The organism is Paenibacillus sp. HB172176, assembly GCF_011947265.1.
Classification (GTDB): Bacteria; Bacillota; Bacilli; order Paenibacillales; family Paenibacillaceae; genus Pristimantibacillus.
The window spans coordinates 161,407-177,856 of sequence record NZ_JAATHD010000005.1 but is presented as its reverse complement, the minus strand read 5'-3'; the positions used below and the strand labels follow the sequence as shown (position 1 = coordinate 177,856).

At 53.2% G+C, this 16,450-nt stretch carries 8 protein-coding genes; 1 reads left to right on the top strand and 7 read right to left on the bottom strand.

Going from position 1 to position 16,450, the window contains the following annotated elements; translation table 11 throughout:
• Nucleotides 1–15: 15 nt before the first annotated feature.
• From HFP08_RS09675 to HFP08_RS09665, 3 genes are all read right to left on the bottom strand, one after another.
• Entirely contained in the window at nucleotides 16–7,458 is a 7,443-nt protein-coding gene (locus HFP08_RS09675) for an S-layer homology domain-containing protein (RefSeq protein WP_168120386.1), read from the bottom strand.
• A 256-nt stretch (nucleotides 7,459–7,714) separates the two neighbouring features.
• Nucleotides 7,715–9,568, bottom strand: coding sequence for an FAD-dependent oxidoreductase (locus HFP08_RS09670; RefSeq protein ID WP_168120385.1), 1,854 nt, complete (start codon nucleotides 9,566–9,568; stop codon nucleotides 7,715–7,717).
• Nucleotides 9,562–10,278, bottom strand: a complete 717-nt coding sequence (locus HFP08_RS09665; protein ID WP_168120384.1) for a hypothetical protein — start codon at nucleotides 10,276–10,278, stop codon at nucleotides 9,562–9,564. Before HFP08_RS09665 ends, HFP08_RS09670 begins: the two co-directional genes overlap by 7 nt.
• Before the next feature lie 159 nt (nucleotides 10,279–10,437).
• On the opposite strand from HFP08_RS09665, the gene HFP08_RS09660 reads away from it, so the two are divergent.
• Nucleotides 10,438–11,268 (top strand): helix-turn-helix domain-containing protein, encoded by an 831-nt coding sequence (locus tag HFP08_RS09660; protein ID WP_168120383.1) that lies wholly within the window; start codon nucleotides 10,438–10,440, stop codon nucleotides 11,266–11,268.
• Nucleotides 11,269–11,290: 22 nt separating this feature from the next.
• On the opposite strand, the gene HFP08_RS09655 is transcribed toward HFP08_RS09660, so the two are convergent.
• From HFP08_RS09655 to HFP08_RS09640, 4 genes are all read right to left on the bottom strand, one after another.
• The gene (locus HFP08_RS09655; protein ID WP_277345840.1) at nucleotides 11,291–11,677 is read right to left on the bottom strand and encodes a VOC family protein; all 387 of its coding nucleotides are present in this window, start codon (nucleotides 11,675–11,677) and stop codon (nucleotides 11,291–11,293) included.
• A 477-nt stretch (nucleotides 11,678–12,154) separates the two neighbouring features.
• On the bottom strand, nucleotides 12,155–13,144 hold the full coding sequence (locus HFP08_RS09650) for an aldo/keto reductase (RefSeq protein WP_168120382.1): 990 nt from the start codon (nucleotides 13,142–13,144) through the stop codon (nucleotides 12,155–12,157).
• Nucleotides 13,141–14,343 (bottom strand): Gfo/Idh/MocA family protein, encoded by a 1,203-nt coding sequence (locus HFP08_RS09645; protein WP_168120381.1) that lies wholly within the window; start codon nucleotides 14,341–14,343, stop codon nucleotides 13,141–13,143. The genes HFP08_RS09650 and HFP08_RS09645 overlap by 4 nt, the downstream gene beginning before the upstream one ends.
• A 108-nt stretch (nucleotides 14,344–14,451) precedes the next feature.
• On the bottom strand, nucleotides 14,452–16,401 hold the full coding sequence (locus HFP08_RS09640) for a DUF8034 domain-containing protein (RefSeq protein WP_168120380.1): 1,950 nt from the start codon (nucleotides 16,399–16,401) through the stop codon (nucleotides 14,452–14,454).
• Between the last annotated feature and the right edge of the window lie 49 nt (nucleotides 16,402–16,450).

Genomic DNA, 16,450 nt, shown 5'->3' with positions numbered 1-16,450 from the left:
TTTGTTTGCATGGCTTCACTCTGTGATGAGCCCCATGCGATCAAGCATTCGGTACAGAATAACTGCGGCCTCACCTCGCTTCAGCTTCGCTCTAGGGGCAAGCATCGTCGGCGACAATCCCTTCAGCAAGCCTTCCTCGACGGCAGCCTGCATCGCGGATATTGCCCATTCGGACACAGAATCCGCATCTTGAAAGGATTCCAATGCTTTGGAAGAAGCGATTGTTCCGGCACTTGGGAAGGTTCGATACAGAATCAATGCAAGCTCTTCCCGAGTGACTGGTTCGCCCGGCCGGAAACGCCCCTGCGAGCCCTGAACAATCCTGAGACTTGCCGCGAGCTCGACTGCTTCCTCATACCAGGATCCGCTCTTCACATCCGCGAAAGTCCCGCTCCCCATGCTTTCATGCGCGTCCGCTTCCGATAGCTTCCCAGCAGCGCGAAGGATAGACAAGATAAGCGTTACAGCTTCCGCTCTTGTCAGTTCGCGTTCGGGTTCGAATCGACGGGGCGAAGTTCCCTGCAAGAGTCCCCTGCTCGCAAGCACCTCCACCTCTTGGCGACTCCAATGGTTCACCATATCGGAGAAGTCAGACTCTCTCAGGAATAAGGCATACGTCCCCCACTCGGATATGTCCGCACGAACCGTTAACTTCGATGGGTTAACAATTCCGCCTACATAGACCCACTTGCCAGGGTTATCCTCATTCTGCCGGTAGAGACCTGCCTTGCGAAGATCTGCCTTCTTCAACAAGCTCCCATCCACTATCGCTTTCAAGGAGATTCGCTTCAGCGGCGTTAGCTCGGATTGAAGAGTGAATGCCTCGCTCATCGGTGTCATACCGGGGGGAATCATTGCCGCGCCAAGATCATACCGCTTCACTTGGAGTTCTCCAGAAGCCTTGAATGTATTGGCAGGCCATTTCAGGGTGAGAGCTTGATTGAACAAAGCTGACTCCTTCGCCGCGGAGGTCAATGTAATCTCCGCCAATTGTGGATCTGAATTTGTATTCCCGCCTCCACCCTTGCCGCCGCCATTATCCTCTGCCTGATCCATAAATGAGAGGCCTTGCGAGCCGTTAAGTCGAATATCGAAGGTTCGCAATTTGATTTCATACTCTTTGGATGCATTAAGCTGGAGCAAACGGGCTTCCTGTTTGCCTTTCGCCACCAAGAGCCCTTCGCTATATTCGGAAGCGCCTTTCACGCGATAGGCCAGCTGAACATGGTGGAAATCATCATCGATTGGATCCGTCCAACGGATAAGGAGTTGATCTCCCTCCCACGCAGCCCTTGGTTTGTTGACCTCGCCAGGCGGCGTCAAGTCTACTATCGGCGTTGCGACTGCTTTGGTAGCGAACGCCTCCGTTATTCCCGCAGATTCATTCCCGTTTCCGTCCACGGTTGTGAGAGTCAAATGATAAGAAGTTCCCGGACAAAGTCCCTCGAAGGACGCGCTGCTTCGGTCAATGCCAACCTCAATTTCAATTGACCCGCATGTTGAAATTCCTTGAGGCGAAGCCGTCAACCGGTACATGCGGCCATCTCCCGTAGCCCGAGGCGTCCATTTCGCAAGCAATTGACTAGACCCTGACGTTAAGCGGAGATCGGCTGCCGCCTGATCAAGCATTGTGCCTGCGGGAAGCACGGTCATGTCCATTGCCGCTTCCTGCCCCATACCGACATGGGCATAGCTCTGCACATGTGACAATATTCGCATGCGGTATATCTCACCGGCACGGAATGCTTGATCCGGAATGAAACGGAAGCTTCTTGCGAGCAGTTGTCCATGTTCATCCGTCTGCGCATCCACAGCCTCGACCCTTCCGCCGACCGCATCCCCTTTGGCGTTCTCAACGATGATTCCCGAGGCCGTAACGGAATTCGCAAGCATGTATTTGCTGAATACCATTCCAATTGCTCGACCTTCAACCGCACGCCCGATTGTCGGTATCGGCGGCTGCAAGGAGATCATCCCGATATTCACATCGAAATGCGGAGGCAGCACCTCCAGATCAGCGCTTTGCGCGGTCTGGTAGCCTTCCTTCGTATAGAGAACTCGCCAGCGACCCTCCGGCACATCCCAGCCGTATTTGCCTAATGAATCGGTGATCAAAGGATTTTGCTGTCCGAACCAATCCGCATCCCACTCGCTCCAAACCGCCTGATCGCCCAGATTCTCTTGCAGCAATGTCGCCTTAACCCCTTCAAGCCGATTGCTTGGCAGCGCCTCGTAGACATATCCGCTTGGATCCCAAATCCATACCGGGTCAGCAACCTTATTCTGCGGCTCATCTTCTTCCTTGTCTTTCCTCTTCTTGCAGCGGTCAATAGCGCCCGCGGCGGCCATATCATCCCGCCACTTCTTGTCTGCCTCGAACTCCTTCTTCAAGTCGTCCAGGTTCGATTTCCAATTACTCATCACAGCATCATTAATCGCGGTCATATAGGCAGCTGCGGAGGCTGTAGCCCATGTCGGCAGCTTGGATAAAGCGACTCCCGCCACCAGTCCAATGCCGGTAATCGTATTTTTGACCACCAAACCCGCGCTGGCCATATCGAATAAACTCTCCGTCTGCTTCACGTAATAATTGACATTGGGCGCATAGCATTCATTCTGAATGACGTAATCCTGAAACTGCAGGAGCTGATCGGCATAATCCAGGAAATCCATCGTATCCGATACATAGCTCTTCAAGGTGCCGAAGTAGCCGAACGCTTTGTTGAACGACTCCGCTTTCGGGAACGCGACGGAGAAGGTAATGCCCAGATAATCCGTAGACAGCTCAGGTCCCGGTCCCGGCTCGGGGTCGGCTTGCAGAGCAAGAACCTTCCATTCCTTGAGCAGTTGCGGCGTTAAAGCGCTTCGTGCGATGCTGCCCTTCACGACGAGCGTCCCCGTGTTATAATCCCAGGTCGGCTCGAAGCCCACATAGGGGCCTGAATATTCCGACCGCTTCTCATATTTGACGCTCATCCGCACGTTCGCTTCAATTGCATCCTCGTCGGGATATACAACACTGAATGTCGGTGTGTACGCGGCTTGCGGATCAGGCCCTTCCGTACCGGCATCTGCAACGCTCTCCTTGATCTCTCCCCAGTTGGCGGCAAGATGCGATTGCTGCGCTTCCCACTCTTCGGAAGCAGGCGCTTCAACGCTTATCGGCATCGAGGTCGGAGTCGTGTCGTAGCTGACGAATATGCCTGATCCCATCTCATAGCTCGCCGGAATCACCGCTTCGAATTGACCTGGAGATTCCTCTGTCAATGGAGCAGATAATTGTCCGAATGAGACAACGGGATTGGATATTCGATTCGAATTCGACATGCTAAGTTTGACAAAGATGGATTGGCCGGGAACAACAACAAAGGGGAACCGGGAAACTCCCTCTTCAGGATGGAAGACAGCCGCCCGTCCGCCATCTTGTTCAATTGACATGTTCGTAATGGCCGGCGCTTCCGAATCGATCTCAACCAGCTGGGATCGTGATTCTGCGTAGCCGGATGCAGTCTGTACCTTCGCCGTCAAGCGATAGCTCGGCAGTTCCTCCCAAATCAAGCCTTCCGGTTTATCCGGCAATGTAACCTTCGCTGTCCATAGCCCGCCTTGGGTAGCTTGAGCGCTGCCAATAAGCGACATGCTCGCATAGATCAATACCTGCTTGCCCGCCGGGGCTCGGCCGCTCACCGTCAATGTCTTCTGCTTCACCAACTTAGGCGCTTCCAGCGTCACATCGCCTGCATGGATATAGGCTGCTCCGATCGTTTCCTCTACGACATCCGAGTCTTCATCTACCTGATAGCGAGCGGAAAGCTGCTGCAGCGATTGTTCCTCCATATGGTTATCGATGGTTACGCGGTAGGATACAATGCCCTTTGCACCGGGAGCCAAGTCGCCAAGCATAATGGCATAGCTGCCCCCGCCTTCCTCCGTCACTTCTACAGGAGCTTTGTTCAAGGTGACGCTGTTGGTCAACAATGAAGAACCGGCTGCAACTTCAATGACAAGCTGCGTATTCGTAATGGCCTGCGATCCATTCAACTGATACTCCGCTCTTAAAGTAACGGCTTCGCCAAGCGATGCTCTCAAATCTCCTAACGAATATCCGTTGCCTGGCTGTCCCGCGAACAATCGCGTATTCCCTGATAGATGGATTGGAGGCAGAGTGATTCGCTGACCTTGCGAGACCTCGAATTCTGTTCTGTATATTTCAATGAAATGCTGATTATAAAATTTAAGCTGGTAAAAACCCGCTTTCGAGAGGGACTCAGTGAATGCCCCTGACTTAGGAAGGGTTTGATTACGCATCGCGGACCAATGCTCGCTGCTGTCGCCGCGCCACATGATCTGCATTGATTGAACGGTCTCCGTCCCGGAAATAGAGCCGGTGATCTGCGCGACCTCTTCCAATCTAAGCGCTGCCGTCGCTTCTCTCTTGGTATCAAGCACGACCGTGTCGCAAGAAGAGGCGAGCCCCGCTTCAATGCCGTTGGCGCAAATTTCGAAAGCATCGCCAGGCGTCCCATACACGGGAATTCCTTTTTCGTTGACGCTGTTCGCCCGGGCTCCCCCGGATTCATTCAGAATTTTGACAGTAAGGCCATAGTGAATGGCGCTTCTCCAGTCCGTGATGGCGATGGGTGTCAAGCTTCCATCGATGTTCTTCATCTGGACATCCAAATCTATCATTCCGAAGCCTTGTGCAGTAAGCGCCAAATGGATAGACTTGGTTTCCGATTCCTGCAGCGTTATTGGAATAAGCTTGGGCAGGGCATACAAGGGCTGCGCCTTCCGGTCCGCGAACAGGTCGTAATCCCCCGCCGGAACGCGAAGCTGATAGCGCCCTTCCGAATCGGTGACGCTTTGAGCAGCTACTTTGCCATACTTTGTCAATGCTTGAACGATCACTCCGGTTACAGGTTTATCCTGTAAGGAAGCGATGCCGCCAACGATGGCGTAATCCAGATTGACGAGCTTGATCTCTTTCTGCTGATAGCCCGCTGCCAGCGTATAGATTGCAGGTGGCGGCGATTGGTAAGGCGAAGATACGACGGCGCGCACTTCAATTTCGTCCCCCATCGAGAATTGGAATGGAATGTCCAGACTTCCTCCCGGCAAGGTTTTCCCGCTGTAGATTAGCTCGCCTTCCCTCTTGCGAATTTCGAGCCGAATATTGGCTAATGCTGTGCCGCCCTCATCAACGACAGATACCCCAAGCTTCGCCGAAGGATTGACAGCGATAGGCAGCTCGCTTTGTTCCCCGGGCTTTACGACAATGCCCCCTCTCTCCGACAACAGATTTCCCGAGGCGTCCGTAATACGGATCTGGTAGTCCTCCGCGCCGGCAACTGGAATAACCGCTTCAAGAGATTCCGGGAATACGGCGGCATTGCCGGCTCGCTGCCCGCCGCTCCACAGATGCACCTTCGCGCCTTGAAGCAGCTCGGGAGCTGCTGTTGTCAAGCTTACCTTCAAAGCTCCCGCAACTTCGATTGGAGCAATGATTGCTTCCTTCCCCTCAGTGGGCTGACCTGCCAATTCTACTCGAGCCGATACAATTCGAACGGCGTCTTCCGGCACTGTCCAATCCGCGCGATACGCTCGCGGTTCGGCAGCATCAGCAATGAGCGAAACAGATGCCGATTGCGTACCCGTCTGACCAACACTTTCATATACAATGTCCGCCTTGAGTTCAAGACCTTGCTCGGCAAGCGAGCGGATGATTATGTTCCCGCCTATAGGAACATCGCCATTTACTTGACTTGGAAGCTCCAGACTTGCTTTCGTGATCTTATCTTTCGGAGGAGGCTCTTGCTCCTGACAGCGCTCCAGGCAGACATAGACCAATTGAGCGCCTTCCGGTCTGCCGGGATCGCCCTCATACTCCTCGTACGGGGCGTTCCAGAATTCATATACACCCCGGCTGCCATCGCCTGTTAGTCTAGCTTCACTTGCATCAAGCAGCTTCCCCAAATAGCGATATTGATTGGTCTGTGTCGTATCAAACAGCAGTTCTCCTCTTGTTCGATAGGGCTCTTGTGAAGTGCCGGGATCGTAATTATAGAAGCCCAAGTATACGTAACGACCGTTCGTCGTTAGCTTCGGCACATCCAAGCTAATAAGGGAGCTTCCCCTCGTCTGCCACACTTGCTCCACTTGACCGGAACTGAGGTCTAGCAAGCCTGCTCGAAGACCTCGCGCATTTACGAACATGCGGTAAGAGATATAGCGGCCATCCTCGGATAAGTTAGGCCAGGTCACATCGATCGGATATCGTTCGTTATTCCAGACTTCCTCAACAGGAATATATTGCATTGCGCCGCTATTCGTATCATAGAGGTAGAGATTGCTCATGGAGTTGTCCTCAACCTCCGGAGGAATCAGCTCCGTTGAAGTCGTGACGAATGCGATATAATGACCATCTGCGCTGATTGCGCCATGCTTGCTTTGCTCGCTTCCTTGCTCTCCATTCCAAGCTACGCTGATTCGTTTCAGCCTGTTCGCCTCCGGAAGCGCAGCATCGTACAGATAAACGTCTTTAACTTCGTTGGTATCTTCAGTGCTATAAGCAAAGTTTGAATCAAACACAATCTTGCTGCCGTCACGGCTGATTGCTACATTTTCATTTTTTTTGCTCTGAGTTGTAAGAATATCCCTCAAATGCGCAACCGCATCATAACGGCACAACTCATACTGACCATCCTGATTCATTCTCTCGTAGAGAATATAGCGACCGTTTCCACTGACAGCCAGCGTTGATTCCGTACTGTCTGCTGTCGGGGGAACAGCCTGATCGATTCGCACAAGATTTCCATCAGATAATTGATAGGCATAGAGACCAGTCTCTCCTTCCACTGCACCTGGCAGCTCTTGCGCTTCCGTCATGAATACAAGAACTTCCCCATCCTCGCTGATTGCAAAATCATTGAAATCTTCATGATCCAGCGAGAATAGAATCTTCGTTTCCTTATGATCGGTTGCCGTCCTTAACGGATACGGATCAGATTTATTCCCATCCTTGTCGTACACAAATAGTCTGTAATACGAGAAACTCGCTTCGGGAAGACCGGTGTGCAAGTAATAAAAATCATCACTTGTTTCCTTCAGCACCGTCCAAGTGTCCCCCGTTTTCCATTCCAGTGAATAATGATCAATATCCGGGGCGGGAACGTACTGCCTCGTTTCCTCATCATAAATTTGCAGCGCGCTCCATTTAACCTCGATCTCATTGTAAGCTGGGCGAGCCCAGCGCAGCCCAACTTCGCCGTCCAATTGAATGGATGCTGCACTCTGCACTTGCTTTATCGGAGCCTCTTCGAGATTTTCGTCGCTTACAGGTGACGACTTGTCGTCAAGTGATTCCGCGGCTGCGATGAACGAAGGACCGACATTGCTATTCAACAAGAGAGCCAATAATAAGAAGACAGCGACAAATCTGAATGGTTTGCTTTTGCCCATTCTCTTACCTCCTTCACCTTCTCATTCTGTGCCGATCGTTTCTCAACACTTTCCACATTTTCTCATGCATAAGACTTTCGCATCAGGACCCTGCTACCCAATCATGTCGTGACTCCGTCATGAATTGTCTTTATGACTTTCATGACAATTGAGGAGCAGTATCACCGAACCAATAGAATGCTGTATTGGAAGTGCGCATGCCAAAAAGGTCCATCATCGCGTTGCTGCGACATGGACCTTTATATTTACCGCTTCTTTACCCGCAGAAATGCAAAACGTACTTGCGGACATTTTCTACGGTTTCGTATTCGTACGTCAATTTCGGCAGAGTCGTCGTGTTCAGCAGATGACGCTCATCGGCGAATGCGGCCCGCAGACTACGCTTGATTTCGACCGCGAGCTCCGGATGCGCCTCGGCAATTCGGATTAAAGCGACCGCCGCATGCGACACGATCTGGAAATACAGCTCGTTGAAATTTTTGCTTGTATTCAGCTTGTAGCTGGTCTCCTTAATCTCGTGATACAGCTCCCGGTCGTATTCCTGCTTGTCGCACACAATTGACGTCAGCAGCTCCAGGCTGTCTGCATCGCCAAGCTTGCCCAGCAAATAGATCGCAATCGCGCTGCGGAACTGGTTCGTGCGGCGGCAGTCTTTGAAATAATAGGCGTCCCGCTCTGCAACCATCTCCCGCAGCGTCGGCGCGCCCGCCGGATTGCCGGCAATGCCGAGGCCGATAGCCGCGCCGTAACGAAGCATCCCCTCCGGCTCGGTCAGCCACTCCTTCAACTGCGGCGCGATGCGCTCTCCGAGCAGCTTGCAGGAGTAGATGGCCACACCCGGCATATCTGTGCCAAGCGCTGCTCGGATGTCGGCCGGATCGCTCATCCACTCAATCGACTCGCGACGGAACGAATCGTCGAACATGATGCCGCGATCATGCTCCTCCGTCAGACAACCGCTTGCTGTCAGGATGGCCTGCGCCTCGCCGTACGGCACTTCGCTGGCTTCTGCCCCCCGCTTTGCCGCCAATGCCGCGATGACGCCCGCGCTTTCGCCGCATTTCTGCATATCCCGCTGCATGCGAAGCAAACTCGCCACATCGTGATCCATCCCGATATGCCGGCCGGCTGCAAGCATTCCTTTGATGCCTTTCGGCGTAAGGGAACGCAGCGTGACAGGCACCGAGAAACACGCCGTGCTGAGATTGGCCGCCACATACAGATCCTGCAGTTCCTCCGTCTCCAGCACATTGTCTTTGCCGTGTTTGTCGAAATCACAGTAACCGTAGAACAACGTCTCGGCTTCCCGCCGGCCTGCGACCACATCCTGCATCGTAATCATCTGCTCCGCTTCAATAATACGCCCCTCGCGAATACCGATGAACGGGGCAAAAAACATGACGCGTTTCGACTCGTCGCTGAACTCCTCCAAGAGCTGGCTGGCATGTGCCTGCAGAATGCCCTGAGACAGCTCGAAGGGATCGTACTGATTGACATAACCGCTGTCATGATTGGTTCGCGTAATCGTTCCGTTAGGGTGCAGCCATACCTTGACGCTGGTGAACGGCCGCGTTTTGCCGTCGGATTCCCGACCCAGACTGGTGTCACAGCCTGCCAGCATACAAACAACCGAATCGGCAGTTGCGTCGATGAGCATATGGCAGGCCACATTCCACTGACGTCCCTGCGAGAACAGCGACACCCCCGTGACTTTGTCCTGCTCCATAAACACTCCTGTTATCTTGGTATCCAGCGACAATCGCGCCCCATGCTCCGTGATCCGGTTTTCCATCATATATTTTTTCGCTTCGACCCGATCCAGAAAATGCTCTCTGCCCATACGCTGCGCTTCCTCGTCAATATCAACATGCAGCCCGCCTGGCAGCCCGTAATAGTAGCCGGAGACATACCCCATCGTCCCCATTCCGCCAATACCCGGCAGTCGGTCCACCCCCAGCACATTCGCTCCTTGAGCGGCGGCCGCTATGGCGGCGATTGCGCCCGCTGTACCTAATCCAATAATCAGTACATCGACTTGCTCCTCAAACTGCACATGATTAACCCGAGTTTCCGTCAGTCCGCCATCCTGTATTCGACGATAGTTCAACATGCGACCAGACTCCTTCCAAGTACAATCCCCGCAGCGAGGCTCTCCTCCGGCTCGGCGAAGCTGGCTGCCGGCAATGCCATATACCCCTCATCCCGCGTCCGCTGTCCGAGCGTCGTCCGTTCCTCGAAGAAGAAGGCGATAGCGGCCATCTTCCAGCTCTGAAGCGGTTCAGGACGTTCAAGCCATGCATCAATCAGTCGATGCCGCGCCTCGGCCACCGTCCAGTCCGGCGCGCAGTCGAACTTCAGAATTGCAGTGCTGTACTTGTGTTCATGGTGTTCGGTCACGATCGCAAATCCCGGCCACTGCAGAGAAGGCATCGGTTCTCCCTTCTGCTGAATAATGATTGCATTCAGCGATTTCCCCGACAGCCCCTCCTCCCGTTCCAATGTTGTATCCACCACCCGTTTTGTTTCGATCGTGTAGAAACCTCCTGCGCTCAAGAGCTCCAGCGTATAACCGTTGCCGTTCTCCCGCTTCGTCACGGACACCACATCGGTCCCCAGCAGCACATCCGCCTCTAAATCGCGAAACTTTTTGTTATAGGCTGCTCCTTGCGTGTATACCTCTGGTTGCTTATAGTTGCCCACAAAATCGAAAGCCACCATTTCTGTAGCATTGACTATAAGCGTCTTTAGACTTCCCTGTACGGTTTGCGCCAGCGCCAGAGCGGTCGTTGTCGCTCCAATTATGACCAGATCGTAAGACATCCGAGTTTCCTCCCTGTTTTTAACTGTCTGTTTTTTTGCAAACTGATTTTGGCGGTGCTATAGTAAAGCTATAATTTAAGTATAATGAAATAGGTCATTTCGACCTCCTTCATTTTGCCCTAAACCTCTACTTTTTTGCCAAAAGGGAAGATGTCCTATATGAATGCCGATCGAGCCATCCAAATTCGACGCCAATCGTTCAATAACTCGAACAAATCGAACAGGCCGCATGTCTCGCATTGCTTCAAGGCGGTCTGGATCAGGCAAGGCGCAGCCGAGTGGAAAATTGCCGGGGAATTGCACACCGTATACCGGAATAATATTGTACTGTTGAACAACGAGGAAGAGCGGCAACTCGAACGAATCTTGTCCCGCGAAGATCTGGAGTTTTTCACATTGGAGCTGGAGCCTCCGTTTCTTTATGATTCCGGGCTGCTGCCGCTATTCATGGGGCCTTTCCAAAGCCAAAGTGCCTCCCGGATCATTCCGGCGGATGAAAATCTGCTTCGCATGCTGGAGAGAATCGAGCATGAAGACCGCAAACGGGACGGTTACAGCTCGATTATCATTGCCGCTTGCGGGATGCAATTGCTTGCCGAAACCGCTCGCGCGCTCGGCCTGGTCATCGAACCGCGCTTCGCGATCAATCCGCAGATGAAGGCGGCGCTGGCCCACATTGACGAACATTTCACTCGGCGGATCAGTTTGAAGGAGTTGGCAGCTATCGCCTATATGAGCCCCACCGCCTTTTCCAAAGCATTCACCAAGTCGAACGGTATCGGACCTGCGCAATATATGAAACGCAAACGAATCGGCCACGCCATCCGACTGCTGGAAGAGACAGATCGGACTGTGACCGATATCGCCATGGACAGCGGTTTTACGAATATGGCCAACTTCTACAAAGCCTTTCATAGCTTGACGCGGCAAACACCGGGCGATTACCGTCCGGTCGAAGATAAAAAGAGATTGTCCCCAAAGTTGAAGTGACAATCTCCTAAACAACCATTATTTAAATCAGATTAAGCTGCCATGAAACTCCATAGCGGTCATTCAACCATCCAAACTTTCTGCTAAACCCATAATTACCCAGTGGCATCAAAGCTTGTCTGTCCTCCAAAAGCTTCTCGTAGAGCTCACCGATTTCTTCCTCCGTTTGACAAGCGACATAGATAGAGAATGATGGTGTGAAGGTAAATTGATGTTTGACATGACTGTCGATGCACATGAATTCTTGTCCTTTCAAATGAAAAGTAGCCTGCATCACTGTCCCTTCATTCCCGGCTTCATTCGCTCCATACCGGATAATGCTTGTGATTTCGGAATCCTCGATGAGCGAAGTGTAGAAGTTCATCGCTTCTTCCGCCTTGCCGTCTTGAAACATTAAGAATGGAATCAAAAGATTAGCTTGTATTAATGGCTTTGTCAATCATTCATCCAAAAAATTCGGTATCACCGTTTGTATACAATAACATGGGTATTCCGTTAGCTCAGACTTCACATTCTGAATCTCTAACGAATCCTCATATCGTTATATGCCTATTTTCTGCATGATTGGAACTCTAACGAATATCTATATGCTTATTTGCTGCTATATTAGTGAATAAACTGCTTTCTGCGATGCAATAACGTTAGGATTCGTTAGAAATACACAACAGACGGTTGGATGAGATTAACGCTATGCGTTTTCGTTAGGTTCTGCCCGGTTTCTTCCTGCGCTACCTTGAGAGTTGCATACATTAATCCAAAGCAATGCCGGATAGACAATAAAAAAAGAGGAGCTCGAAAGCCCCCCTGGAATCCATTGCTGTACCCGTCAATCCTCCTAAGCGCAAGCACAGCACATCGTTATACGAATCAAGCTCCGCGTTGCGCTTCAGTCTTCGCCATCCGTATGCTTCGTCATCGCCGCCCAATGCCGTCCAAGGCTGCTCCAATCCGTCCAGAACGAGGCCGGGAGCTTGATTCGCAGCGCCTCCATCGATTCTTGCCACTGCGCCGCCGAGGCGGGACCGGTCAGATTCATATCGATATCCCGGTTACGCAGCGGGTATTGCAGCACCGCCGCCAGCACGGGAACCCCCTGACTCTGGCAAAAATCATAAAAAGCGATTGCTTCGCGCTGCATTCTGATTTGTTTGGAGTCGCGCCCCGGATCACGCTGCCGCGGATCGCGGCCGTTCAGCCAAGCGTTGCCGAGCGGGCTTCCATTGACCGCGCCCACTTCGGCGTCCGCTGCCATGCGAATCAGCGGACCCGCGCTCTGATTGACCGGCGTGAAATCGCCGTACGTCAGGATCGAAGCGTAGGCGCCGTGCCGAATCGCCATCTCCAGCATGCCATGCGAGCGAATCGCCATGCCGAAATAACGAATGAGTCCCCGCTTGCGCGCATCCGTCAGAACATCCAGCACCTCCGGCCACACGCCATCCGCTTCATAGCATGATGCAGCATCATGCAGTTGGAACAAGTCCAGATAGTCCGTCTGCAGATGCCTTATGCTTCTCTCCAATTGAAGGCGAATATGCGCCGCAGCCTCCGCCGGCTTCAAATCGGGCAGTCTCGATTTCGTTGCCAGAAAGATCGTCTGCCTTGGAATGGTTCGAACGAATTCGCCGACCACTTGCTCGCTTTCCCCATACGCCTCGGAGGTATCAAAATAACGCGCGCCGCTGCTGTATGCGCCTTGCAGAGCGGCAACTCCCTCTCGCAGGCCGCGCTTATCCGCATAGCTGCGAACCCAGGCGCAGCCTACGCCGTAGGGAATTGTCCCCTCCGGCGTTTGCAGCCTATATTGACGTACGGTCTGTTTGAAGTCATTGGACGGACGTTCCTGCTTTGCTCCCCTATGCTCGATGTCCGTCATCTCCCTTCCATTCCTAATTGTGAATCCGCTATCGTTACCGCTTGCTGCCGTTCAACTGAGTCAAGCGCGGCGCGAATGAATTGAAGATAAGGATGAACCTTGCGAATATCCAGCGTTGTCATTCGATTCTCTCTGACGGCGCATACATATTCGTTTATAATTCCGTTGCGCAGTTCATAGGGGGACGGCGCAAGCGGCTGCAATTCCGTTACTGCCCCTGCTTGATCCACATAGATGATTCCATCGTCTGTAAAATCAATCATCCCTTCGCTGCCTTCTATCCGGAAGTGTCCCAGCAATGAACCGCTTCTTCCCTTTGCAGCCCAGGTTGCATAGTACTGGAGCAGCATGCCGCCGTCGCTTCCGCCTTCATCGCCTCCCGCTTGAATGGAGACGACGCAAGGCGGCTGCTCGGGCGCCCATTCCGCCCGAACAGACTGCGCATACAGTCGACCCAACTGCTCCAATCCAAATAGATAATGCATCACGCCAAAGTGATGATAGGACAGATCCTCGAGCATGACATGATGGAAGTCCTTCATCCAGAAGGCGTTGATTGGTGTACGATAGCATTGCCAGACAACGGTTGCCAGCCTGCCCAGCCCTCCCTCGGCAATCAATTGCTTCACGCGCGCGATGCGGCCGTCGAACCGATACGCCTCGCCGATTCCGATTTGCCTGCCGCTCTGCTCCGCCCATTGCAGCAGCGTATGGGCTTCCCGCCAATCTCCCGGCCGCAGCTTATCCAGATACAGATCGTATCCCGCTTCAATCGTCTCGCGTACAGCCGTCATATCCGTCTTGGCCCAAGGCGGAATCGTCATATAAACCAAATCGGGCTGAACCGCCTTGAGCGCTGCGCTCACATCGGCGAACAACGCGAGAGCCCCGATGTTGTCTGCGCTCGATTCAGACTCCTTCGCAATCCCCGATCCAACTTCCCGTTCGCCTTCGCGAACCTTTTGCTCCGCTGACGCTGACTCCCCGTACAGATCGACCAAGCCTGCCACCCTAGCGTCGGTGCGCTCCGCCCACAGCTTCCCTCCGCTGATTCCCAGACACAGCACCTTTAACAGCGGCTCCTCAGATGTCAGGTTTTCCAAGTTCGCCTCTTTCGAAGTCGGCTCTTCTGATCGCGACTCTTCCAATATCAGGTTTTCCGAAGCCTGATTCCCTTCCTTACTGATTTCTATCTTCAACGCTTGCCCCTCCTGAATGACTGAAGTTTCCGTTCTTCCACAATGCTTCCGTTCTTCCCCATTGTTGATCCCTACCCTAGCCAACCGGCCAGCCTTTTTGTCTCCCTGTCACATCTCCGGGAAAGCGTAAGACGGTTGATTCGCAAATCTGCGCATGCCCAGTTCAAGCTTCACTAGTGCGCCAGGCTCCAATCGAACGGTTAGATGCGGGCGATCGACTGAAGCTTCGATCCGCTTCAGTTCGCCGTCTTCCATGCGCTCATACGCAACCGTTGTGAACTGATGCTCGCCGTACGCGCCGGCTCCAATGATCATTTCGCGCGTTTCGGTTGCACTCAAATTAGCCAATTGGAGCTCAAGGCCGTCATCCTTCATCTTGCCAATCAATGCGCCGACATCCTTGGGCAGGCCCGGACGCTTCTGCTGCTTATCGAAGTACCGTACCCTGACCATCAGCATGCCGCCGTTATAGACCGGCAGCGGACCGCCCATCGTCAGCTGCACCAAGCCTTCGACCGTAACGGGATTACGCCGCTGCAAGTAACCGTCCGTGTAGGTTGCCGGATCCTGCGTGTCCTCCCGCATATAGGCCAGCCTCCCATAGACCTGCTCCAGATTGTACATCAGCAGCCGCTCGGGATATTGCTCGAATTCACCTTGCTGATAAGCCAGCCAAGGAGCCTCGTGCCCGCCTTGATCTTTCGCCGGAATCTCCACTATACGATGCCATTCGTCGGTATGGTTGTTTCGCAATCGCTTGGCCCGCTCGAAATCCTGCTTCTCCATTGTCATCATGCACAGATGCGCAAGCTCCATTGCGCCCAGCGGCCGGAACTCGAACCAGCCGTCCTTCCACAACAGCGTATCCTCCTGCTGTCCTTCGCTTCGTCGAATCTGATCTTCGCCTGCTCCCCGATCCTGAACGAGCACATCCTTATCCCAAAGCATGTACGTGTAATTCCCCGGATCTCCGTGCTTGTACGGAGCGTGGAGCGTGCCGTCCATCTCAATCGCTTGCTCCGCCAGCATATCAATCTGGGATCGCAGAAAGTCCATATAATTCGGATTTCCCTCCAGCAGCGTCAAATTCTCGGACGCAATCGTGACGGCATTGCCGACGCACAGCCAGCCATGCGGCCATGTCCATCCGTAGTAGCTGCCGTACCACTTGCCATTCATGTACTCGCCGATCTCGCCTGTCAGCCCGACATTGTCCGGCACGATGCCGTCGTTGCCTGCCGCTCGCTTCATCCAGGCCTCGACATACTCTCTCACCCAGATGCGATATTTCTCCTCGCCGGTGTACAAATAAGCATTCGTCATCATACTGGTCGCCGCGAGATTAACCACCGCATCGCCCCGAGACATCCGCTCCTTCATCGTCTCGCCCATCCGCACAGCAAGCTGCTCGTCATGGGCATCCTGAACCTTCGTAAATCCAGGCACATCCTGGAAGGGAAGTCCATAGAACTGCTTCCAGCGCTTATAGCCCCAAGGAATATACGTATCGAAATTGTCATAACGCGGTCCCATGCTGCCGGGATGCGGCGCGCGAATCAGCTTCAGCTCTGCATCGAAATTAGGAGCGTCCGGATCCTCGTTATTATAGAAGCCGGCGAACCGTACAGCCCGCTCGCGTGTTGCCTCATCGTTCGGATCGGCGAGCCCAAGCATGTAGAAGAACAAGTACCCTTCTCCTTGATGAAACCAGTCATATCCCTGCTCATATTCCTTCACGACCATCGCATGGCCGAAGCCGGTGTCATAGCCGGCGAATTGCTTCGTAATGGCGTCGAACTCTCGGAACGAGATCCTCTTAAACTTCTCATGACCGCCAAGCGCGTAGAATAACGGCCAGTTATGGAAGCTTTCGTAAGCGTCGTCCAGCGCGTCGATGCCGGTATGATCCTCAGTTGTCGGCCAGAGGATCGTACCATCCTCGCGCACGTATCGCTCCATCAGCGGTTCAATGGCATCGTTCATCAAATCGATCAGCTTGCGTTCCAGCACCGCCCATAGCGGCGGCGCTGGAAAAGAAATGTTTCCATGTATATTCAAGTGTCAGATCCTCCCGGTTTCTTGCTCAATGATTAGTCGCACCCTGTCC

Bases quoted from the DNA above. Each gene is read 5' to 3' on its own strand.
- HFP08_RS09650 (WP_168120382.1), bottom strand. From the start codon at position 13,144: ATGACGGACATCGAGCATAGGGGAGCAAAGCAGGAACGTCCGTCCAAT.
- HFP08_RS09670 (WP_168120385.1), bottom strand. From the start codon at position 9,568: ATGTTGAACTATCGTCGAATACAGGATGGCGGACTGACGGAAACTCGG.
- HFP08_RS09675 (WP_168120386.1), bottom strand. From the start codon at position 7,458: ATGGGCAAAAGCAAACCATTCAGATTTGTCGCTGTCTTCTTATTATTG.
- HFP08_RS09665 (WP_168120384.1), bottom strand. From the start codon at position 10,278: ATGTCTTACGATCTGGTCATAATTGGAGCGACAACGACCGCTCTGGCG.
- HFP08_RS09660 (WP_168120383.1), top strand. From the start codon at position 10,438: ATGAATGCCGATCGAGCCATCCAAATTCGACGCCAATCGTTCAATAAC.